Annotated in this window: 14 protein-coding genes and 2 pseudogenes; 6 read left to right on the top strand and 10 right to left on the bottom strand. The window is 74.2% G+C overall.

Annotation, left to right across the window (positions count from 1 at the left end):
* Positions 1–144 precede the first annotated feature (144 nt).
* From ACWCV3_RS13630 to ACWCV3_RS13640, 3 genes are all read right to left on the bottom strand, one after another.
* Positions 145–972, bottom strand: a complete 828-nt coding sequence (locus tag ACWCV3_RS13630) for a glycoside hydrolase domain-containing protein (RefSeq protein ID WP_451222688.1) — start codon at positions 970–972, stop codon at positions 145–147.
* Between the two features lie 422 nt (positions 973–1,394).
* A complete protein-coding gene (locus tag ACWCV3_RS13635; protein WP_451222690.1) occupies positions 1,395–2,432 on the bottom strand; it encodes a rod shape-determining protein in 1,038 nt (345 codons plus the stop codon).
* 140 nt (positions 2,433–2,572) lie between these two features.
* Positions 2,573–4,042: an acyl-CoA synthetase gene (locus ACWCV3_RS13640; RefSeq protein ID WP_451222691.1), complete on the bottom strand. Its 1,470-nt coding sequence runs from the start codon at positions 4,040–4,042 to the stop codon at positions 2,573–2,575.
* A gap of 187 nt (positions 4,043–4,229) precedes the next feature.
* Here ACWCV3_RS13640 and ACWCV3_RS13645 point away from each other — a divergent pair.
* Positions 4,230–4,381 (top strand): annotated as a pseudogene (locus ACWCV3_RS13645) (PP2C family protein-serine/threonine phosphatase); the annotation flags it as partial.
* 224 nt (positions 4,382–4,605) lie between these two features.
* Positions 4,606–5,484, top strand: a complete 879-nt coding sequence (locus ACWCV3_RS13650; protein ID WP_451222693.1) for an ATP-grasp domain-containing protein — start codon at positions 4,606–4,608, stop codon at positions 5,482–5,484.
* A gap of 3 nt (positions 5,485–5,487) precedes the next feature.
* Here ACWCV3_RS13650 and ACWCV3_RS13655 read toward each other — a convergent pair whose 3' ends face one another.
* Positions 5,488–6,045 carry a hypothetical protein gene (locus ACWCV3_RS13655; protein ID WP_451222695.1) on the bottom strand — a complete coding sequence of 186 codons (558 nt, stop codon included), beginning with the start codon at positions 6,043–6,045 and terminating at the stop codon, positions 5,488–5,490.
* Between the two features lie 135 nt (positions 6,046–6,180).
* Between ACWCV3_RS13655 and ACWCV3_RS13660 the strand changes: the two are divergent.
* Together ACWCV3_RS13660 and ACWCV3_RS13665 are read left to right on the top strand one after the other, a co-directional pair.
* Positions 6,181–6,954: pseudogene (locus ACWCV3_RS13660) on the top strand (IclR family transcriptional regulator).
* Positions 6,951–7,796: an SMP-30/gluconolactonase/LRE family protein gene (locus ACWCV3_RS13665; protein WP_451222697.1), complete on the top strand. Its 846-nt coding sequence runs from the start codon at positions 6,951–6,953 to the stop codon at positions 7,794–7,796. The pseudogene ACWCV3_RS13660 and the gene ACWCV3_RS13665 overlap by 4 nt, the downstream one beginning before the upstream one ends.
* A gap of 160 nt (positions 7,797–7,956) precedes the next feature.
* Here ACWCV3_RS13665 and ACWCV3_RS13670 read toward each other — a convergent pair whose 3' ends face one another.
* The 5 genes from ACWCV3_RS13670 to ACWCV3_RS13690 all read right to left on the bottom strand — a co-directional run bounded on the left by ACWCV3_RS13670 (position 7,957) and on the right by ACWCV3_RS13690 (position 16,187).
* Positions 7,957–9,351, bottom strand: coding sequence for an NAD(P)/FAD-dependent oxidoreductase (locus ACWCV3_RS13670; protein ID WP_451222699.1), 1,395 nt, complete (start codon positions 9,349–9,351; stop codon positions 7,957–7,959).
* Entirely contained in the window at positions 9,344–10,558 is a 1,215-nt protein-coding gene (locus tag ACWCV3_RS13675; RefSeq protein WP_451222986.1) for an MAB_1171c family putative transporter, read from the bottom strand. Before ACWCV3_RS13675 ends, ACWCV3_RS13670 begins: the two co-directional genes overlap by 8 nt.
* A gap of 11 nt (positions 10,559–10,569) precedes the next feature.
* Positions 10,570–11,166 (bottom strand): toxin-antitoxin system, toxin component family protein, encoded by a 597-nt coding sequence (locus tag ACWCV3_RS13680; RefSeq protein ID WP_451222701.1) that lies wholly within the window; start codon positions 11,164–11,166, stop codon positions 10,570–10,572.
* Positions 11,167–11,295: 129 nt separating this feature from the next.
* Positions 11,296–14,265, bottom strand: a complete 2,970-nt coding sequence (locus ACWCV3_RS13685; protein ID WP_451222703.1) for a beta-galactosidase — start codon at positions 14,263–14,265, stop codon at positions 11,296–11,298.
* A 242-nt stretch (positions 14,266–14,507) separates the two neighbouring features.
* Positions 14,508–16,187: a pyridoxal phosphate-dependent aminotransferase gene (locus ACWCV3_RS13690; RefSeq protein ID WP_451222705.1), complete on the bottom strand. Its 1,680-nt coding sequence runs from the start codon at positions 16,185–16,187 to the stop codon at positions 14,508–14,510.
* A gap of 449 nt (positions 16,188–16,636) precedes the next feature.
* On the opposite strand from ACWCV3_RS13690, the gene ACWCV3_RS13695 reads away from it, so the two are divergent.
* Entirely contained in the window at positions 16,637–17,524 is an 888-nt protein-coding gene (locus ACWCV3_RS13695) for an SCO2400 family protein (RefSeq protein WP_451222707.1), read from the top strand.
* Between the two features lie 265 nt (positions 17,525–17,789).
* Positions 17,790–18,947 (top strand): serine hydrolase domain-containing protein, encoded by a 1,158-nt coding sequence (locus tag ACWCV3_RS13700; protein ID WP_451222708.1) that lies wholly within the window; start codon positions 17,790–17,792, stop codon positions 18,945–18,947.
* Between the two features lie 135 nt (positions 18,948–19,082).
* Here ACWCV3_RS13700 and ACWCV3_RS13705 read toward each other — a convergent pair whose 3' ends face one another.
* Positions 19,083–20,105 carry an NADP-dependent oxidoreductase gene (locus tag ACWCV3_RS13705; protein WP_451222710.1) on the bottom strand — a complete coding sequence of 341 codons (1,023 nt, stop codon included), beginning with the start codon at positions 20,103–20,105 and terminating at the stop codon, positions 19,083–19,085.
* Positions 20,106–20,115 lie beyond the last annotated feature (10 nt).

A 20,115-nucleotide genomic window follows, 5' to 3' on the forward strand; every position in this document is an offset into this window, starting at 1 on the left:
GTCCGGCACGGCACCTCGCCGCGTTGCCGCATCGCCCGAGTACGTCCCGTACGCGGGCGATGCTCCGCCTTGCGATGCACCGCACCGGACGCCGCGAGCCTTCCGGCGGACCCTTCCAGTCACAGCACCAGGCAGCGCGCCCCGTCAGCCGACGATCGCGACCGGTGCGTCCCACGCGCTGCGGTCCACGGTGATCGTGTAACCGCCGCGTGACTCCTTGCTGTTGACCATGTACTGGTGGGCGCGGCTGTGGTTGGTGAAGGTCTTGGGGTCCCAGGGCCAGTCGGTCGTGGTGGTGTTCTGCTGGTCCCACAGGGCGTACCAGAGGTTGCCCGGCAGGTCCGTCCTGTCGGTGGCGGTCGCCACGGCCTTCGCGCTGGAGCTGGTGAAGCCGTAGTAGCCCGCCCGGTAGACCTTGCCGCGCAGCGTCCTGGTGAAGGAACGGACGTAGGACAGCACGGCGTTGTTGCACGCCTTGTCCGTGATGTCGTACGGCTCCATGTCGAGGTAGACCGCGCTGCCCGGCTTCATGCCGAGCGCGGACGCCTTGGCCACCGCGTCCACGGCGTCCGTGGCCCCGAGCGACGTCGCGTTGGTGGTGGTCATCCTCTCCGGGTTGGCGCTCTTCTGGCAGGGCGGCTGGGCGCCGACGTAGAGGGGGACGAGCTTCCAGCCCTGGGAGTTGACCGTCTTCACCCAGGACGCGGTGAGGTTCGGCTGGGCGCAGCCGCGGTTCTTGCCGCCGATGTAGACGGCGGCGGCGCCGTAGAAGCCGGTCTTCCACGCCTTCATCGCCGCGGCGGACGGCGCGGTGCAGGTGTCGAAGGCGCGGCCGGTGAAGGTCCTCTGCGCGGGCCAGACGGTGGCCGCGCTGGACGCCTGCGCCGCGATGCCGGCCCCCGCGACGACCGCGACGCCGGCGGTGGCCCAGGCGAGGTGACGACTCTTCCTGGATAGCCGATGGCTGGACATCCCCACCCCGGATACTCATGCCCCACGGCGCGCGGACGGCGCGGCGCGAGGTGAACGATGTGACTTCCCGTGCGGCGGCCGTCCGGTTCCGGGACGGCGGGCGTACGAGGTGAGAGCACTCCAATGCAACGGGTGCGGGCGGGTGTTGCGGGCCGGTTGCGCCGGCTCCCCGGCGGTGCGGCCGGGGAACGGGGTGATCGCATTCCTTCGGCCGGGCGGGCTTGGGGCGGTCGCGTTCTGGGCACCGTCCTCCTACCGGTGTTCGGTGTCGGTGGGGAGGAGGGTGACGTGGAGCGTCAGATTCGAGTGCGGGTCAGTCGTCGGCCAGCGGCTCCGCGGGGCCAGGAGATCGACCGCAGGACGCCGTCGGGGCGGGTCCTGCCGTACTGAGACCAGGGCCGCCGTGGCGGCCGGGAGGGGCTTCAGGCGGCCAGCGGGGTCAGGACCAGCGGGGCGATCCGTCCCTCCAGCATGGCGCCCAGGCCCTGTACGGCACAGATGTCGGGGCGTTCCGCGATGTGCGCCGGGATGCCGATGGCCTCCTGGAGCATCTTGTCCAGGCCCGGCAGCAGCGCGGTGCCGCCGACCATCATGATGCCCCGGTCCACCAGGTCGGCCACCAGGTCCGGGGGGCATTCCCGCAGCACCTTGCCGATGCCGTCGAGGACGGCCAGCAGCGGGGTGTGGATCGCCTCGCGCATCGCGGCCGTGTCCACCCGCACGCTGCGGGCGAGGCCCGTGGCCACGTCCCGGCCGTGGATCTCGGTGGACGGCGGGCCCTGCGAGGTCAGGCCGTTGTCCGACAGAGCGATCTGGAGCGGGCGCACCGACTGGCTGGGCAGCATCAAATCGTGCTCGTGCCGCAGGTGTTGCACGATGGCCCGGTCCACCGCCTCGCCGCCGACCGGAATGCGCTCGGCGGTGACGATCGAGCCCAGCGACAGCACCGCGACCTGCGTGGCCGCCGCCCCGCACACCATGACCATGGTGGCCTCCGGACGCTCCACCGGGAGCCCGCAGCCGACGGCCGCCGCGATCAGCGTGTCCACCAGCTCCACCCGGCGCGCGCCCAGCCCGACCAGAGTCTCGATCGTCGCCCGGCGGGCCAGCGGATCGGCCTCGTGCGGGGTGCAGGCCGCCGCGCGGAGCCGGGGCTTGCGGCGCAGGGCCCGGCGCATCGGGTCGCCGATCAGGTGCCGCAGCATGCGCTGCGCCATCTCGATGTCGACCACCGTGCCACCCGACACCGGCCGCACCACCCGGATGTACTGCGGGGTGCGCCCGGTCATCTGCTCCGCGAAGTCGCCGACCGCGATGAGCGCGCCGGTACGGGTGTTCACGGCCGCCACCGAGGGCTGGTCGACGACGAGCCCGGCGCCCTTCACCCACACGCGGGCGCGGGCCGCGCCCAGATCGACGGCGAAGTGGCAGCGGCTCAACTGCTCCAGGCTGACGGTCACGGCAGTTCCTCCCGAGTGCGCTGACCATGGGCGGGCCGCCGGCTTCGGCGGGCCTCACTGGAATCCTGCGCGGGCACCGGCGCGGGTGCCTTCTGGAGGGGGCCGGGTGGGGCGCCGCTGAATGGGGGGTTTCCGCGCGGCTATGCCGTGTCGGGCTGGCCCTCGGCGGCCGGGGGTGTCAGCGCCCGCTTCATGATCTTTCCCATGTCGTTGCGGGGGAGCGCCGGGAGCAGGCGGAGCACGCGGGGCCGCTTGTGCGGGGCCAGACGGGTGGCCACGTGGCCGGCCAACTCCGCGAGCGTGGGCGGGGTTTCGGGGTCGGAGGGTACGACCCAGGCCACCACCGACTCGCCCAGGTCCGCGTCCGGCTCACCGGTGACGGCCGCCTCCGCGACCGCCGGGTGTTCCAGCAGGGCGTTCTCGATCTCGCCCGCCCCGATCTTGTACCCCCCGCTCTTGATCAGGTCGGTGGCCTTCCGGCCGACGATCCGCACGTACCCGCCGGCCTCCCGCACCGCCACGTCCCCCGTGCGGAACCAGCCGTCGGCCGTGAACGCGGCCTCGGTCGCGTCCGGCCGGTTCAGGTACCCGGTGAACAGGTTCGGGCCGCGCACCTGGATCTCGCCCACGCCCTCCCCGTCCCACGCGGTCAGTTCGGTGCCGTCCTCCTCCACCAGCCGCAGCTCCACACCGGGCAGCGGCACGCCGACGGTACCCGCGCGGGCCTCGCCGTCGACACGTACGGAGGTGTTCATCAGGGTCTCCGTCATGCCGTACCGCTCGATCACCCGGCGCCCGGTCGCCGCCGCGATCCGCTCGTGGTCGTGCACGGGGAGCGCGGCCGAGCCCGACACCAGGAGGCGGGCCCGGCCGAGCGCCTCGGCCAGCTCCGGGTCGCCCGGCAGGACCTCGGCCAGCCGGTGGTACATCGTGGGCACGCCGAAGACCATGGTCGCGCCGTCGTTCAGCTCGCGGGTCACGCCCTCGGGGGAGAAGCGGCCCAGGTGGCGGACCGAACCGCCGCGCCGGAGCGGGCCGAGGACGCCCAGTACCAGCCCGTGGACATGGAACAGGGGCAGCCCGTGCACCAGCACGTCGTCCCCGGTCCAGTGCCAGGCGTCGGCCAGCGCGTCCAGGGTCGCCGCGAGCGCCCGGCGGGGGACGACGGCACCCTTGGGCGGGCCGGTGGTGCCGGAGGTGTAGACGATCAGTGCCGGGTCCTCTTCCCCGCTGGTGTCCTCGGGGACCGGCCCGGTGCCGGAGACCTCCAGCCGGGGCAGATCCGCGAGGACGGGCGGGAGTTCGGCGCCGGGCGCGGTGAGCACCAGCGCCGGGTCGCTGTCGGCGAGGATGTGCGCCAACTCCCCTTCTCCCGACCTCGGGTTGAGCGGAACGGCGGCCGTTCCGGCGAGGAGCGCCCCGGTGACCGCCACGGCGGTCTCCAGCTCGGGCGTCGCCCACACCGCCACCCGGCCGAGGCCCCGCAACCGCCCGGCCACCGCCCCGGCGGCGGAGGCGAGTTCCGCGTACGACAGCGACCGGGCGCCGAAGCGCAGGGCCGTCCTTCCGGCCGTCCGTGGGTCCGTGAGGGCGGGGAACAGGGAGGACACGCGGGACTCCTTCGCTGCCGGGGCTCGACAGCCCCTTCCTACCCCACGGGCGGCACCATGTCCCCGACCACACAGCTCACGTGGTCCGGACCGCCCGCCGTGTCCGCCGCGTCGACGAGCGGCCTCACGGCCGTCTCCGGGTCCGCCGCCGCGGCGAGCAGCTCCCTGATCCGGCCCTCGGGGACGATCCGGGTCGCGGCTGGCGCCGGCGCACATCGGGGACAGCCGGGCCTGTCTGCTGCGCGAGGGCGGCCTGTTCCGCATCACCCACGACCACAGCCTGGTCCAGTCCCTGCTGGACGAGCGGCGCCTGACCCGGCGGAGGCCGAGAGCCACCCGCTCGTAGAGCCGCAGGGCCTTCGGTGAGAGCCCGGACGCCTTGGCGAACGCGCCGATGGCCAGCAGATCCATGTCCGTCCGGACTTGCTGGAAAATCCGGTTCCGCGCTTCGCCACCGATGCGGGGGCCTGACCGTAGGGGAAGGCCGACCAGGGTGTGCCGGTTCCGGGGTGCTTGCTAGCCTCGCGATCACCGAGCCGACGCAGACGCCCAGGGAGCCCGCCGTGCCGCGTATAGCCCTCGCCACCTACGACCCCGGCGCCGCGCCCACCAGAGACCCCGACCTGGCCGGTCTGGTCGCGGAGTTGCGGGCGGCGGGCGCCGACGCGGAGGCCCGGTTCTGGGACGACCCGGACGCCGACTGGGCCGGCTACGACCTCGTCCTCATCCGCTCCACCTGGGACTACACCTGGCGCCCCGCCGAGTTCCTCGCCTGGGTGGACCGGGTCGACGCGGCCACCCGGCTGCTCAACCCGGCCGCAGTGGTCCACTGGAACGCCGACAAGCGCTACCTCGGCCAGCTGGCGTCGGCCGGTGTGCCGACGGTCCCCACCCGCTACCTCCCGCCCGGCGCCGAGCCGGACCTGCCGAGCGGGCACGAGTACGTGATCAAGCCCGCCTCGGGTGCCGGGGCCCGGTACGCGGCCCGGTACACGCCGGACGAACGCGACCAAGCAGTGAGGCAGTTGGCGCACATGCACGCCGAAGGCCTGACCGCGATGGTGCAGCCGTACATGCGGGGCGTCGACCGGCACGGCGAGCGGGCCCTCCACTTCTTCGACGGGCGTCCGCTGCACGCCAGCCGCAAGGGTGCCGTCCTCGTCGCCGGCACGCCCTTCGACGCCGTCAAGACCCCTCATCCGGGGCGGGAGAAGTGGCAGCCGACCGCCGCCGAACTCGACGTGGCGGAAAAGGCGCTGGCGGCCGTACCCGGTGGCGCCGAGCAACTGCTCTACGGCCGGGTCGACCTCGTCGACGGCGAGGACGGGCAGCCCTGCGTGCTGGAGCTGGAACTCATCGAGCCCCATCTCTTCCTCGATCTGCATCCCGAGTCGACGCCCCGCGTGTCCCGGCTCGTCATCGCGGCCGCGCAGCGCGGCTGAGGCTCAGTCCCGCAGCGCGGTCCGCTGGAGCAGACCCCAGGTGAACTCGGCGGCCGTCTGGTGCCGCACCCCGTCGCGGTCCGGCGCGGTGAAGACCAGGGCCTGGCGGGTCGGGGCGGTGCCCTGGACCGGGCGGGCCGGGGCGAAGGCGCGGGCCACCTCCTCTAGGGTGCAGGACCACGGAGTGAGGTCCTCCAGCGTGCGCAGCCCGGGTGCCGGGGCGCCGGGGGCACGTACCAGCCACTCGGTGAGGACCGCCCCGCCGGGGCCGGTCACCAGCTCGAAGCGCAGGTCCGGCCAGAGCGGCAGCGGCCACCGCCACGCCTCGCACTGAAGGTCGCCGACGCGGCGCGGCTCCACCGACTCCGGCTCGCCCAGCACCGCGCGGTACCGGGAGACGGCCGGGCGTGACCTGGGCGAACGGGCCATCGCCTGCCAGTGCTTGTTCGCCTCCCGTATCTCGCTCGCGGACGCGCCCAGCCGCCTGCGGGCGTCCTCGGCCAGCTCCGGGTTGTGGTCGGCCATGCGGCGCAGCAGCACCAGGGAGAAGTCGAGAGCCATGCCGCCCATGGTGCCCGGCACGCGGGCGGCCATTGCCCGTCCGACCCGCGGTGGCTAGCCTGTTCGCCCCGCCGGTCGCCGGTCGGGGTGTCGAACACGGGCGTCGCGCCCGTCGAGCAGGCAAGGAGGCCGGACGTGGGACGCCTCGTGCCCGCCGTGACGCGGGCTTTCGACATCCTGGAGCTGTTCCTCGACGGGGACGGCACGCTCTCCGCGCCGGACATCGTGCGCAGACTCGGCCTCCCGCGCACCACCGTGCACGAACTGGTCACCACCCTCGCCGCCCGCTCCTACCTGGTACCGGTACCCGGACAGCCCGGCCGCTGCCGGCTCGGCGTGCGCCCGTACCAGCCGGGCGGCCGGTACGCCGAGCAGCTCGACCTCGCAGCGGAGGGCCGGTAGGTGGCCCGTACCGTCGCCGAGACCTGTGACGAGACGGTCCACGTGGCACTGCTGGAGGACACCGACGTCATCCACATCACCAAGGTCGACTCCACGCACGCCGTCCGCATGGTCTCCGCCGCCGGGCGCCGGCTGCCCGCGCACTGCACGGCCGTCGGCAAGATGCTGCTGGCCTCGCTGCCCGCGCCGGAGCCGGCCGCACGGGTACCCGACGGCGTCGAGCTCGCCGCGATGACACCGGACAGCCTCACCGACCCCGGCGAACTGCGCGGCGCGCTCGCGGAGATCCGGCGCCGGGGCGTCGCGGTGGAGCGCCGGGAGTCCAGCCCGGACCTGAGCTGCGTCGCCGCCCCGGTCCGCGACCGCACCGGGCGGGTGGTGGCCGCGCTGTCCATCTCGGTGCCGACGACCCGCTGGAGCGAGGAACGCCGTCCCGGGCTGGAGGCACTCGCCGCCCCGGGCGCCGCCGAACTCTCCGGGCGGCTCGGTCGCCGGGAGGCGGCGTGAGCGGCTGCGAGGTCGCGGTCGCGGCGCGGGCCGAACTGGGCGAGGGCCCGACCTGGGACCCGGCCACCGCCCGCCTGCTCTGGGTCGACGTGCTGGGCGGGCGCGTCCACACCCTCGACCCCGCCACCGGCCGCCGCACCGTCCGCACCACCGGCCAGCACGTCGGCGCCGCCAGACCCCGGGCCCACGGCGGCCTGGTGCTCAACCTGCGCGACGGCGTCGCCCTCCTCGACCCCGACGGGGCCTTCCGCTGGCTGCACCGCGACCCGGTGCCCGGCCGCCGCGCCAACGACGCCGCCGTCGCCCCCGACGGCTCCCTCTGGGCCGGCACCATGCGCTACGACGAGGCCGCCGGCGGCGGCACCCTGACCCGCCTGACCGGCGACGGCACCGCCACCCCGGTCCTGACCGACGCCACCGTGAGCAACGGCGTCGGCTGGAGTCCGGACGGCACGCTGATGTACTACGTCGACAGCCCCACCCGCCGCGTCGACGTCTTCGACCACGACGGCGAAGGCGTCCGCAACCGGCGCACCCTGGCCGTCGTCGAGGACGGCGCGGGCTTCCCGGACGGGCTGACGGTCGACGCGGCCGGCTGCGTCTGGGTTGCCCTGTGGGACGGCGGGGCGGTCCGCCGCTACACGCCCTCCGGTGTCCTGGACCGCGAGATCCGGCTGCCCGTCCCGCGCACCACCGCCTGCGCCTTCGGCGGCCCCGGCCTGACCGACCTGTACGTCACCACCGCCCGCGTGGGCCTCACCGCGCCCACCCCGCTGTCGGGCTCGGTGCTGGTGGTACCGGGCGCGGGAGAGGGGCTGCCGCAGCCGCCGTTCGCGGGCTGAGCACCGCCCCGCGGTCCTCGGCGGGCGCGCGACGACGGCCGCGGCGCCTCGCCGCGTCCCCGGACCGTCCGCACACACCCGGCGCAAGGACCGGCCCTCGGCCTCGCGACGCACCGCGTCCGGTCCGCGCGCCGGTCCGCCGAGGACCACGGGAGCGCTCTCAGAGAAGCCCCGCCGCCTTCCGCTCCTCAGCCGTCAGCGGGGGTCCCGACAGCGGTGGGCGCAGCGGGCCCACGGCGGCCGCCAGCAGCATGCGCGGGGCGAGCAGCGCCTCGGCGCCCGCCTCCAGCGAGGTCACGTCGGTCACCCGGCGCGCGACCCGGCCGTTGCCCGTGGCGGTGAGCAGCAGCCGGCCGACGTACGCGGCGACCAGCCGGTCCCGGACCGTGGGGCCGGCCGGAGTGGCGCCGGGGTAGAACACGTCGGCGCCGATCGCCAGGTCCCAGGCGGCCCGCACCGTACGGCCCACCGCTCGCTGCGCCCGCCGGGCCAGACCGGGCGCGCCGAGCCCGCCCCGCCGGAGCACCGTGTCCCGCAGGGCCAGCGCCGACAGGGCCGCCACCGACATGCCGTGCCCGTACACCGGGTTGAGGGCGCACACGGCGTCACCGAGGACGACGAACCCCTCGGGCCACTGCGACAACCGCTCGTAGAACAGGCGCCGGTTGGCGGTCGTGCGGGTGACCGTGACATCCGTCAGCGGTTCGGCGCCGGCCAGCAGCTCCCCGATCAGCGGATGCCGCAGTTCCTCCCGCGCGTAGCGCAGGAACCCGGCTCCGAAGGACGGCGGGTGGTCGGTGCGGGCGCCGATCAGGGTGACGAGCCACCCGCCGTCCTCCACCGGCAGCAGTACGCCGCCGCGCCCGATCCGCGCACCCCGTTGGTCGGGCTCGATGTTGACCACCGGGAAGCCGTCCCGTGCCCCCTCCGGCGCCCGGAACAGCCGGCTGGCGTACGTCAGTCCCGGGTCGACCTCCCGGCGCTCCGGCTCGGGCAGGCCCAGCCCCGCCAGCCAGTGCGCGGCACGGGAGCCGCGCCCGGTGGCGTCCACCACCAGGCCGGCGTCCAGAGTGCGTTCGGCGCCGTCGGCCCGCACCCGCACCCCGGTCACCGCGCGGCCGGTGCCGGTGGGGCCGAGGGCCTCGGTGCGGTCCAGCAGCTCGATCGCGCCGTCCGCCCGCACCAGGTCCCGTACCACCCAGTCCAGCAGGTCCCGCCCGGCCGGCAGCATGAACGCCGACTCCTGCCAGCGCCGGTACCAGCCGTGCGCCGACAGCGCCACCATGTCCGTGGTCATCGGCACCCGGCGCACCCCGGCCGCGCTCAGCTCCTCCAGCGCGCCCGGCACCAGTTCCTCCAGCGCGCGGGCACCGCCCGACCACAACTGGTGGACGTGCCGGGCCTGCGGCAGTCCCCTGCGCGGCTCGGGTCCGGCGGGCAGCGCGTCCCGCTCCACCACCGTGACACGGGCGCCCGTGCCCGCCAGGGCGCGAGCCGCGAGCATGCCGGCCAGGGAGCCGCCGAGGACGACGGCCGTGGGCTTCACTTCACTCATGTACGGCAACGCTCCCTGCTGGGTCGGCGGCCGCACGGGCACGGACCGCCGCGATCTCGTCGGGACGGCGGAGGGCACGGGAGACGGCCCCGATCTCCTGGAGCAGGTCGGTGGTGTCCGGCGCGGCCACCGTCGCGGGCGGCTCCGGCATCCGGGCCTTCGCCTCGACCGCGTCCAGGATGGTGACCGCCGACGCCAGCGCCCGCGCCCGGTCCGGCGGATGGCCGAGGCCGAGCGCGGCCTCGTACGCGCGGGCGCCGAGGGCGGTGTCGAGGTGCCGGGCCAGCGGCAGGAGCACGTCCCGGATGAACGTCTCGCGCCGGGTCAGGCGCAGCTCCGGGGCCGCCCGCAGCACCAACGGCACGCCTTCACCGGCCGACGCCCGCATCAGCACGTACAGCGGGCGCAGCCGGCGGTGGGCGACGCGGACGCGCCAGCGGTCGCTCGCGTACTGGCCGGCGTGCGGCAGGATGAAGCCGACCGCGATCAGGATGGCCGACAGCGCGGCGACCGGCGGCGCGAGGTCGGTGCTCAGCCAGTCCAGGTCGCCGCCGGCCCAGCGGGCGCCGACCGCGACCAGCTTGACCGCGTCGAAGATCAGGTTGAGCACGTAGCCCGCACCGAGCAGCTTCAGCCCCCAGCGCAGCCACGCGTCCAGCCCCTCGGCGCGCACCCAGTTCCACAGCAGGCGCGCGGTGATCAGACAGGCCAGGGCGTGCGCGCAGAGGTAGAGCAGGATCTCCTCGCGCATGAACGGGGTGGTCGCGTAGTAGGTGTCCAGGTCCCGCAGCCGCTCCACCGGCACGTCGGCCAGCAGGAACAGCAGCCACAGCACGGCGATCACCCCGCTGTACACCGAGACCACCCAGCGCCGGGCCCGCCGGGTGACCGCCGAGCGGCCGGGGCCGTTGCGCCAGGTGATGATCAGCAGCAGACAGGAACCGCAGAACGCGGTGAGCAGCGAGTAGCACCACGGCGCCGAGATGTTGGGCACCCCGGTCAGCCGGTTCACCCGGGCGATGGTGGACGGCGAGCAGAACACGAAGACGGCGCAGGCCAGGAGCAGCAGCCCGCCGACCGCGCGCAGCAGCGGGTCCCGCCACAGCCGGATGATCGTGGGCAGCTTGATCACCAGGGCGATGCCCAGCACCGCCGTGGGAATCCAGAAGGAGATCGAGAAGTCCCGCAGGGTGGCGGCGGGCTCCATGACCGCCGCGCTCACCGTGCCGCCCCGCCCCGGCCTCGGTAGCCGAGGGAACGCTGCACGAGGTCCAGGGGCTCCGCGGACCGCTCCAGCCGGGAGCGGAACAGGGTCGCCAGCCGGTGGCCGAAGTCCTCGGCGGCGGCCTCGTCGGCCTCGCGGGAGCCGTCACGGGCGGCCACCGTCAGCGCGGTCCCCTCCCAGCCGGACCCGTCCGCCAGCGCCAGGGTGGCGGGGCCGAGCGGCGGTTGGTGGCGGTGCCCGGCGTGCAGATGCCACAGCTCGTGTCCCAGGATGACCAGCTGCTGCACGGCCTCGGCCCGTTCCTCGACGATGACCAGGTCGAAGTCCTGGAACTCCACCCACAGCCCGGTGACCTCGATCTCGTCCGGGAAGCGCTCGAACCGCAGCTCCACCGGCCGTCCGCCGCGCCGCGCGCTCATCGCCGCGCACAGGGCGCGGCACACCCCGCGCACCTCGGTCGGTGGTTCCGGCAACCCGGCCACCGCGGCGGCGAGTTCCCCGGCCAGGGCACGCATCGCACGGGCCGGACGGGAGGGGCGCAGCCGGGCGGCCAGTCGTACCGCTCGCGGCCGTGCGTCCGCGCTGACCATGTGCCGCACTCTCCTCCTTCGCCCCGACGCCGTCGCCGGACCGTCCGAGCGTACGCGCACGGGTGTGTCCACGTCATGCGGATCAGCGGGAGTGGTTCAACCGAGAACAACCCGTGCGCGTAAGGCCGTTCAGTGACCGGGGGAGGGCACCGGAGTCACCGGGACACCGCCCGCGGCCGCGCCCATGAGGGTCAGGCTCACCTTGCCCGGCCCGGACAGGGTGGTGAACTCCGACAGCACCGCCAGCGCCAGTGTGTTGGTGCCACGTGTGCGCAGAATCCCGTTCGGCAGCACGAAGGTGTGCTGCGGACCCACGTTGTTGATGTACTGCCCCATGTTCCAGCCGTTGAGGAAGATCTGCGCCCGGTAGGCCCGGTACGGATCGTCCTCTAGGCGCAGCCCGACGGAGGCGTCCACATCGCCCGGCACCGACAGCCGGAAGGTGGTGCGGTACCAGGTGACGCCCTGCCGCCGCTCCTTTCTCGGGAAGGCCACCGGCTTCCAGTCCCCGTCGTGGAGGCCGGGCAGGTGCCAGCCCTCCCGCTCCCCGTACAGCCCGCCGGTGTTCAGCGGTCCGCGCACCGGGTCCACGGCGCGCTCGCCCTGGAGCCGCCAGGACACCCTCGGCGCCGCTCCCGTGAAGGACACCGAGGTCAGACCGCGTGCCGCCTTGTGGGTGTCGTCGCCCTTGCCGTCCTGGTCGTGCTGCATGCGCCGCACCAGCACCGACAGCACGTGCCGACCGGGGGAGCGCAGCTGGGGCCGGACCGGGAAGGCGGCCGTGGCCTCCCAGGTGCCCTTGCGGATGGTGGCCGTGCCGTCCGGCACCGGCAGCCGGTGGGTGCCCAGCGGCTCCCCGTCCAGCCAGGCCATCAGCAGCCCCTGGGTACCGGAACTGTAGGCCAGCCGGACCGACTCGATCCCGGTACTCCCGGTGAACGTACCCCGGTACCAGACATCCCCGTAGTGGAAGCCGTAGTCGTCCGCGAACAGCACCGGGCCGCCCTCGGGCACCGGGGTGGTGCTGTACGACGTCGCGCGGTCCGCCCGGCGCCACCCGGAGTCGTCGAACCCCGGTCCCGCCTCCGGGTTCTCGGTGCGCATGCGCCAGCCGGTCAGCTCCGGGAGGCGGATCTCGGGCACCCCGGGCAGCGGGGCGGTGGTCATCAGGCTGCCGGAGAGGGTGGTCCGGGTCGGTACCCGGCGCCCGTTCCACACCACGGTGTCGACGCCGCGCGGGCCCCACACCTCCATCACCGACTCTCCGTCCAGATCGCCGGTGAGCCGGACCTCCGAGCCGTGCACCTCGGCGTGGCGCAGCAGCGCGGGGCCGTACACCACGAGGGTTCCGGCGGCGGTGTCGTACGGGAAGATCCGCAGCGAGGTGTCGTCGTCCGCGAAGAGCAGGACCAGCGGGGTCTCGGTCTCGCCGCCGCTGACCAGCACCCGGCTCAGCCCGGCCTCGCCGAGCGGGGCGCTGACGTGGAGTTCCCCACGCTCATAGGCCCAGCCGGCCTCCGGGTCGAGCCGGGTGACGTTCGGCTCCTCGGGGCAGTCCAGCACCAGGTCGGCCATGTCGCCCCGGCGGCCGGCGAACACGGCGACGTCCCGCGCGCCGGCCGTCACGCTCATGACGGGCTGGGCGGTGCTGTGCCGCATCCTCCGCCTGCCGAGACGCAGCCCGGTGACCAGCATGCGGGCGTCGCGGGCGGGAACGGTGATCCGCAGCTTCCCGGTGTCGGCCGGCAGCTCGGCGGTGACCGGCTCGGTGCCGTCGTTGCGCGTGACGTACACGTGCGCACCGGTGTCCGGGTTGGCCAGGTGGTAGACCTTCAGCCCGGCCACCTTCACGTCCGGGGCCCGGTCCAGCCGCGCGAAGTCCGGTACCCGCTGGAAGAGATGGCCGAGCTGGTGCATCGGCGCCATCTTCGGGGTGACGTTGCGGGCCTCGTCGATGGCCGCGCCGTAGTCGTACGAGGTGTAGACCACCGGCGCGGGCAGCCAGCCCCAACTGGTGCCGCCGAACGTCATGTAGACGTTGTGCAGGGTGAGGCCGTTGGCCAGGTTGGTCAGGTAGAAACGGCGCTCGTAGGCCGAGTCACGGGTGCGCCGCGCCTCCGGGTACCCCTTGCCGTCGAACCACGCGCCGCCCCACGGGTCGAACCAGCCGCCGCCGAACTCCGGCACGAATCCCGGCGTGCCGGGCGAGGCGGTGGAGCCCCCGGTAGGCCCGCCCTTTCCGAACCTCCCCCAGTCCGGCGGGGTCTGGGAGGGCGAGGGGTAGCCGTCGAAGCCGTACAGGTAACCCCGCTTCTCGCCACCGGTGTCGAAGGAGCCCGGCGTCCAGTGGCCGTTGCGTCCCTTGTCGTTGTGGAAGAGGGGCACGTCGATGCCGTCCGCCCGCACCTTCTTGTACAGATGGGACATGTACGCCCGGCCGGTCGGCTCGGTGACGTGGGAGTCGTACTCGTTCTCCAGCTGGTACAGCAGGACCGTGCCCCGGCCACGGGTGTACAGGTGCCGTCGGGCGATCCGGTTCACCTGCGTGAGCCACGCGTCGACGTGCCGCAGGTAGGTGGGGTCGGCGGTGCGCGCGGTGCCCCTGGTCACCGTCAGCCAGCCGGGGAAACCCCCGCCGTCGACCTCGGCGTTGATGTACGGGCCGGGGCGCAGGACGACGTACAGACCGGTCTCGGCGGCCGTGCGCAGGAACAGGTCCAGGTCACGGACGCCGGTGAAGTCGAAGCGGCCGGGGGCGGGGGAGTGGTAGTTCCAGGAGACGTAGACGCTGACCGCGTTGAAGCCGTGGGCCCGCATCTTCTGCAGCACGTCCCGCCACAGCGACGGGCTCGGCAGCCGGAACGGGTGCATCTCGCCCGACCACACCACCAGCCGCCGCCCGTCCACGAGCAGCGAGTACGGGTCGTACCCGATGGTGTGCCGCCGCCCGTCCACCCGCGGGGGCGCGGGCGCCGGTCCGGTCGGCACCCCTCTCGCCGCGAACGCCGAGGGCGCGCCCGGCCCGCCGCTCCCGCCCATGGCGAACCCGAGAGCGGCACACCCGGTCAGGGCACTGAAAGTACGTCTGCTGAGCGCCAAGGTCGTCCTCCGGTCGGCCCCCATGAGTAGCGTGGCAGGGCCATTCTCCACGGCCCGTCAGCTCGTGGCGGACCACGGGGGGCCCGGCGCGGGTGAATCACCCGGTACGCGGGCGTGGCGCGCTGGTGACGCGGGCGCGAATCGCGGGAGGTACGGGTGTGCGTACGCGTGTACCGGGTCGCGGCGCGGGCGGGGAGCGCCGAGCGGACCCGGTGTCCGTGCCCCGCTCCGCCGCGCCGGACTCAGCCCGTCGGCGCGGGTGCCACCGCGCCCGCCGCGTTCGGCCAGCTCTGGGCGTTGGGCCAGCCGGAGGCGGCGGCGGGGGCGAACTCGGGGGTGGCCGGGGTGCCCGGCGCGGTCATTCCGCGTACCTGGGCGGCCGTGAGACCGCCGCGCGCCGGGACGCCGGGTGGGGTGGGGCCCACAGTGGCGGCCGGGGCGGCCATCGGGGTGGGGACGGCCACGGGGGCACCGGCTGCGGCCGCCGCCGGTGCCGGGTACGGGGATGCGGGTGCCGGGATGGGCGGGGGTGCCATCGGGGGCGGGGGCGCCACGGGTGCCGGTTGCGGTGCCGGTGGCCGGGGGGACTGCTCAGGGGGCGCCTGCCGGGGCGCGGGGGTGGCCGGTACCGGCATCCCGGCGCCCGGTGGGGGTGGGGCGGCGGGGAGCGGCATGCCGGCACCGGCGGCCAGGGCCGCGGCGATGACGGGGGAGCCGGAGGAGGCCGTAAGACGGGTTCCCGCTCCGTTCGTCCCGCCGACCAGGCGGTCCACCGCCGCCGTGCCCGAGCTGTAGCCCGGTTCGGGCACGGCGGGGTCGTAGAGGACCTGCTCGAGGCCGGCCACCAGGCGGTGGACGTCGGTCTCGGGACGCACCGCGAGCCGCAGGAAGCGGCTGGACGAACCGATCGTGTCGCCGCACTCGCGGACCAGGATCCGGTGCTCGGTGAGCAGCCGGTCCTGGACCACGGTGCCCTCGGCGCCCACGGGGAGGCGTACGAAGAGGAAGTTGCCCTGCGAGGGATAGACGGTGAGGCCCGGCAGCCCCGACAGCCGGCCGGCCATCTCCAGCCGGTCGCGCCGCACCTGGAGCAGGCTCTGCGTGTACTCGGCGCCCTGCTGCCTCAGCATGAACACCACGTATTCCGCGAAGGAGCTGAGGTTTCCCTTGGGCAGCATCGAGCGGACCTTGTGCGCCAGCCCCGGGTTGGCCACCAGATACCCGAACCGGATGCCGTGCAGCCCGAAGCTCTTGCCGAGGCTGCGCAGCACGACCACGTTGGGCCGCAGCATCGCCTCCTGCACCACACTCGGTTCCGCCTCGGCGTCCGCGAACTCCAGGAACGACTCGTCGATCACGATCAGGTCCAGGTCGGCCATGGCGTCCATGAACTGCACCACCGACTGCCGGGGCAGGAAACCGCCGTCGGGGTCGCCGGGGTTGCAGATGACCGCCACCCGCGTCCCGCGCGCCCGGATGAACTCGGCGTACCGGCCGAGGTCCAGCGCGAACCCGTTGGACTCCTGGAGCGGGAACATGTCGACCCGCTTGCCCGTCTCCATCGGCTGGTCGGTCCAGCGGCCGAAGGCCGGCACCGGCACCGCCAGCGACTCGCGGACCAGCAGATGGTCGATCCAGGTGATCAGCTCGGTCGCGCCGTTCCCCATCGCCACGCACTGCGGCGGCAGCTGGAGCAACTCGCACAGCTCGGCGGTGACGGCGTCGGCACTGCTCGGGCAGGACGTGATGATCTCGCGCAGCCGGGACGCCATCTCCTCGAACATCGCCGGTGTCGGGAAGTAGGGGTTGCAGGGGGTGCAGAAGTCCACCGGACCCGTTCCGTCGCTCTCCCGTGCCGGCGCCGCCGTCGAAGGGCTGTGCGCGGCGGCGCTGCGGAACAACGAGGTGACGTTGTCGGGCAAGGGGACCTCCGTCGATGGGTGGCCCGCGCGGGGGGCGCGGGCCACCCATGCATACGGAGGACTCCGGGGTGGTGTTCAACTCGCCGCCGCTGTGACCTCTATCACCCGGCGTACGTCCCTCAAGCCCCCGACCTGCGCTTGTTCCACACGTCGAAGCCGACCGCCGGCAGCAGTGCCAGGACGAGGATCGCCGCCATCAGCGCGGCCGGCTTCAGCGCGAACAGCCTGAGTTGCGGCACAGGAGGCCCAGGGCAGGCGCCGGCAGCGGGAGAAATTTCGTCATGCGTTCGAAATGGCGGCGTGACAGTAGGCAGGGGGCGCCGGGGGTGTCAATGGGGCGAACACGTAACGGTTCCGGCAAAGGCGTGGGCGCAGGTGTCTCTCCCGCACCAAACCTTCACAGTGGCACCTAGGAACGTGACCCGAGTGGAATCTAGTCTTCCCGCGTCATGGACTACTGCCACCCGTGCCGACGGCACCTCAACGGCGCCCTGGTCTGCCCAGGCTGCGGCGCGCCCGCTCTGACAGCCGTCGCGCCGGCCGCCGCCGTCCCCTCTGGCGCGGTGGCGGACCCTTACGGGCAGAGCCCCCCACCGGCCCCCTACGGGCAGGACGTCCCCCATGGGCAGGAGTCCCCCTACGGGCACGACACCCCGGCCCCCACCCCCGGACCTCCCGCCACTCCCGATCCCCCGAAGGTCCCCCGACAGGCCGACCGGCGCGCCGCCCACGAGTCCCCTGCGGACCCCGCGGACCTTACGGCCCCCGCGGACTCCTCGGACCCCGAGGACCCCTACGGCGGCCCGGACCCGGACCCGGCCCCCGACGGCAGCCGCCGTGACCGCAAGGCCGCGGCCCACCGCCGCCGCAGGCGCCGTACCCTCCTCGTCGCCGGCGGCTTCGTCCTCGCGGCGGCCGCCCTGAGCCTCGCCGAACTCGGCGCCGACACCCCCTTCTCCTTCGACCGCCCGGCAGCCTCCGCCGACGCCTCCCCGGACGGCGGTTCCGCGTCGGTCTCCCCGGCCGGAACCGGGGCCCCGTCCACCGGCACCGCGGCGGGTGCGGCCGACGCCCCCAGCGCCTCCGCCTCCGCATCGGGCTCCGCCTCCGCCTCCCCTTCCGCGTCCACCACGAAGAAGGCGTCCGCGTCCCCGGCGGCGAACCCCACCACCGGCGGCCCCGCCACCGCCCCCCGGCACTCCGAGGCCCCCGCCCCCGGCGACCCGGTCCCGCAGAAACCCACTCCCACGCCCACGGCGGCCCCCACGACCTCCGCGCCGGCCCCGGAGCCGACCCCCACCAGGACCTGCGACCGCTTCCTGTGGTGGTGCGGCTGAGGGACGCGCGGCCCACCCGGCCACGACGTGTGATGACCCGCCCCGTCCCGGGCAGACGGACCCGACGACCAGGCCGCCCGCGTCCTCTCACCGGTCATACGAAACCGCGCACTACGCCATCCGAGGCAACGGTGACACCAACCGGGTTCCGCGGCGGTTGAGTCGAACAGGTACATCTCGCCGTACACGACCTCGGAATGCGCCGGCCGGACCCGGCGCCGTGCGAGGAGGAGCAGCGAGCAGCGGCTCAGTTGAGGAGAACCGGATGACACAGGACAGCACCGTCCAGGGCACGGTCGCCGAGGGGTACGAGGCGGTGCACGAGGAGTTCGCCGCCCTCGTCGCCGGTGAACAGCCGGACTACGAAGGCCAGTTGTGCGCCTATGTGGACGGCCGCCGGGTCGTCGACCTGTGGGCGGGCGAGGGCGTCGACGCGGGCTCGCTGTACGGCGTCCTCTCCTGCACCAAGGGCGCCGCCCACCTGGTCACCGCCCTCCTGGTGCAGGACGGCACCCTCGAACTGGACCGCAAGGTCACCTACTACTGGCCCGAGTTCGGCGTCGAGGGCAAGGGCGCCCTCACCCTGCGCGACCTCCTCGCCCACCGCGCCGGACTCGTCGGCACCGACACCGGCTTCAGCCCGGCCGAGCTGGCCGACGACCGCGCGCTCGCCGAACGCCTCGCCGACCAGCGCCCCTTCTGGCGCCCCGGCACCGCCTTCGGCTACCACGCGCTGACCATGGGCGCCCTCACCGGCGAGGTGGTCCGCCGGGCCACCGGCCACACCGTCCAGGAACTGTACGAGGAGCGCGTCCGCACCCCCTACGGGCTGGACTTCCACCTCGGCCTGCCCGCCTCCCGCGAGCCCCGCTTCCGCACCGCCCAGCCGATGATGCCGACCCCCGCCCAGCAGGCGGAGGCCGAACTGCGCCGCACGGGCCCGCACACGCTGCCCTCCATCGCCCGGAACCAGCACGCCCCCACCCCGACCGACCTGGAGTCGCTGCCCAACGACCGCGCCGTGCGCGCGAACGGCCCCGCCTCCGTCGGCGGCGTCGCCTCGGCGCGCGGCCTGGCCGGGATGTACGCGGCGATGATCAGCGAGGTGGACGGGAAGGCGCCCCTGCTCAAGGGCGACACCCTCGCCGAGTTCGGCCAGCCGCACTCGGCCGGCCACGACCTGGTGTGCCGCTCCCACGCGGTGTTCGGCCTGGGCTTCGAGTGCACGGCCGAGACCTGGCATCCCTTCCTCGGCGCGGGCGCCGTCGGCCACTGCGGCGCGGCCGGCTCGCAGGCGTTCGCCGACCCGCGCGCCGGCCTGGCCTACGGCTACACCCGCCGCCGCTTCGCCCACCCCGGCGGGGCGGCCCCGGAGAACGACCGGCTGGCCGCCGCCGTGCACGAGGCGGCGCTGCGGGCCTGAGCCCGGACATGGCGGAGGCCGCACCCCACTTCCAGGGATGCGGCCTCCGGGCCTCTCGTCGGGTTCATGCCGGGCTCGCGATCCGGCCTGATCCAGACGAAAGACCCCAGGTCCGGCGGCCGGCGCGGGACACCGTCAGAGCTTGACGATCATCTTCCCGGTGTTGTCGCCACGCAGCACCCCGAGGAACGCCTCCAGCGTGTTCTCGACGCCGTCCACAACCGTCTCGCGGTACTTCAGCTTGCCCGAGGCCACCAGGGGGGCGACCTCGCGGACGAACTCCGGCTGGAGGTCGTAGTGGTCGCCGACCAGGAAGCCCTCGATCCGGCCGCGGGTCTGGATCAGCCGGGTGAGGTTGTTCGGACCGGGGGCGGGCTCGGTGTTGTTGTAGACCGAGATCGCGCCGCAGACGGCGATCCGGCCGTTCAGGTTCAGCTCGGCGATGGCGGCCTGGAGGTGGTCGCCGCCGACGTTGTCGAAGTACACGTCGACGCCGTCCGGCGCGGCCTCGTGGAGCTGCTCGGCCACCGGGCCGTCCTTGTAGTTGAACGCGGCGTCGAACCCGTACTCGTCGACCAGCAGCCGCACCTTCTCGTCGGACCCGGCCGAGCCGATGACCCGCGAGGCGCCCTTGAGCTTGGCGAGCTGGCCGACCTGGCTGCCCACCGCGCCGGCCGCGCCGGAGACGAAGACGACGTCGCCCTCCTTGAACCCGGCGGTGCGCAGCAGACCGGCGTACGCGGTCAGACCGGTCATGCCGAGCACGCCGAGGTAGGTGGAGAGCGGTGCGGCGTCCGCGTCGACCTTGACGGCCTTCTTGGCGTCCACGGCCGCGTACTCGCGCCAGCCGAGGAAGTGCAGCAGGTGGTCGCCGGGCTCGATGCCGTCGACGTCGGAGGCGACGACCACGCCCACCGCGCCGCCCTCCATCGGCTCGCCCAGCTCGAACGGGGCGGAGTAGGACTTCGCGGCACTCATCCGGCCCCGCATGTACGGGTCCACCGAGAGGTATTCGTTCCTTACCAGCACCTGGCCTTCGCCGGGCACCGGCATCGGCACCTCGACTAGGGCGAAGTCCTCGGGCTTCGGCCAGCCCACGGGGCGCTCGAGCAGGTGCCACTCGCGGCTGACTGCGGGAAGGGCGGGGGAGTCGGACATCTGGGGCGAC

This window comes from Streptomyces sp. NPDC001781 (assembly GCF_053596035.1).

Excerpts from the sequence above, each read along its gene's own strand:
- ACWCV3_RS13700 (WP_451222708.1), top strand. The coding sequence starts at position 17,790 with ATGACACAGGACAGCACCGTCCAGGGCACGGTCGCCGAGGGGTACGAG.
- ACWCV3_RS13630 (WP_451222688.1), bottom strand. The coding sequence starts at position 972 with ATGTCCAGCCATCGGCTATCCAGGAAGAGTCGTCACCTCGCCTGGGCC.
- ACWCV3_RS13655 (WP_451222695.1), bottom strand. The coding sequence starts at position 6,045 with ATGGCTCTCGACTTCTCCCTGGTGCTGCTGCGCCGCATGGCCGACCAC.
- ACWCV3_RS13675 (WP_451222986.1), bottom strand. The coding sequence starts at position 10,558 with ATGGAGCCCGCCGCCACCCTGCGGGACTTCTCGATCTCCTTCTGGATT.
- ACWCV3_RS13705 (WP_451222710.1), bottom strand. The coding sequence starts at position 20,105 with ATGTCCGACTCCCCCGCCCTTCCCGCAGTCAGCCGCGAGTGGCACCTG.
- ACWCV3_RS13680 (WP_451222701.1), bottom strand. The coding sequence starts at position 11,166 with ATGGTCAGCGCGGACGCACGGCCGCGAGCGGTACGACTGGCCGCCCGG.
- ACWCV3_RS13695 (WP_451222707.1), top strand. The coding sequence starts at position 16,637 with ATGGACTACTGCCACCCGTGCCGACGGCACCTCAACGGCGCCCTGGTC.
- ACWCV3_RS13670 (WP_451222699.1), bottom strand. The coding sequence starts at position 9,351 with ATGAGTGAAGTGAAGCCCACGGCCGTCGTCCTCGGCGGCTCCCTGGCC.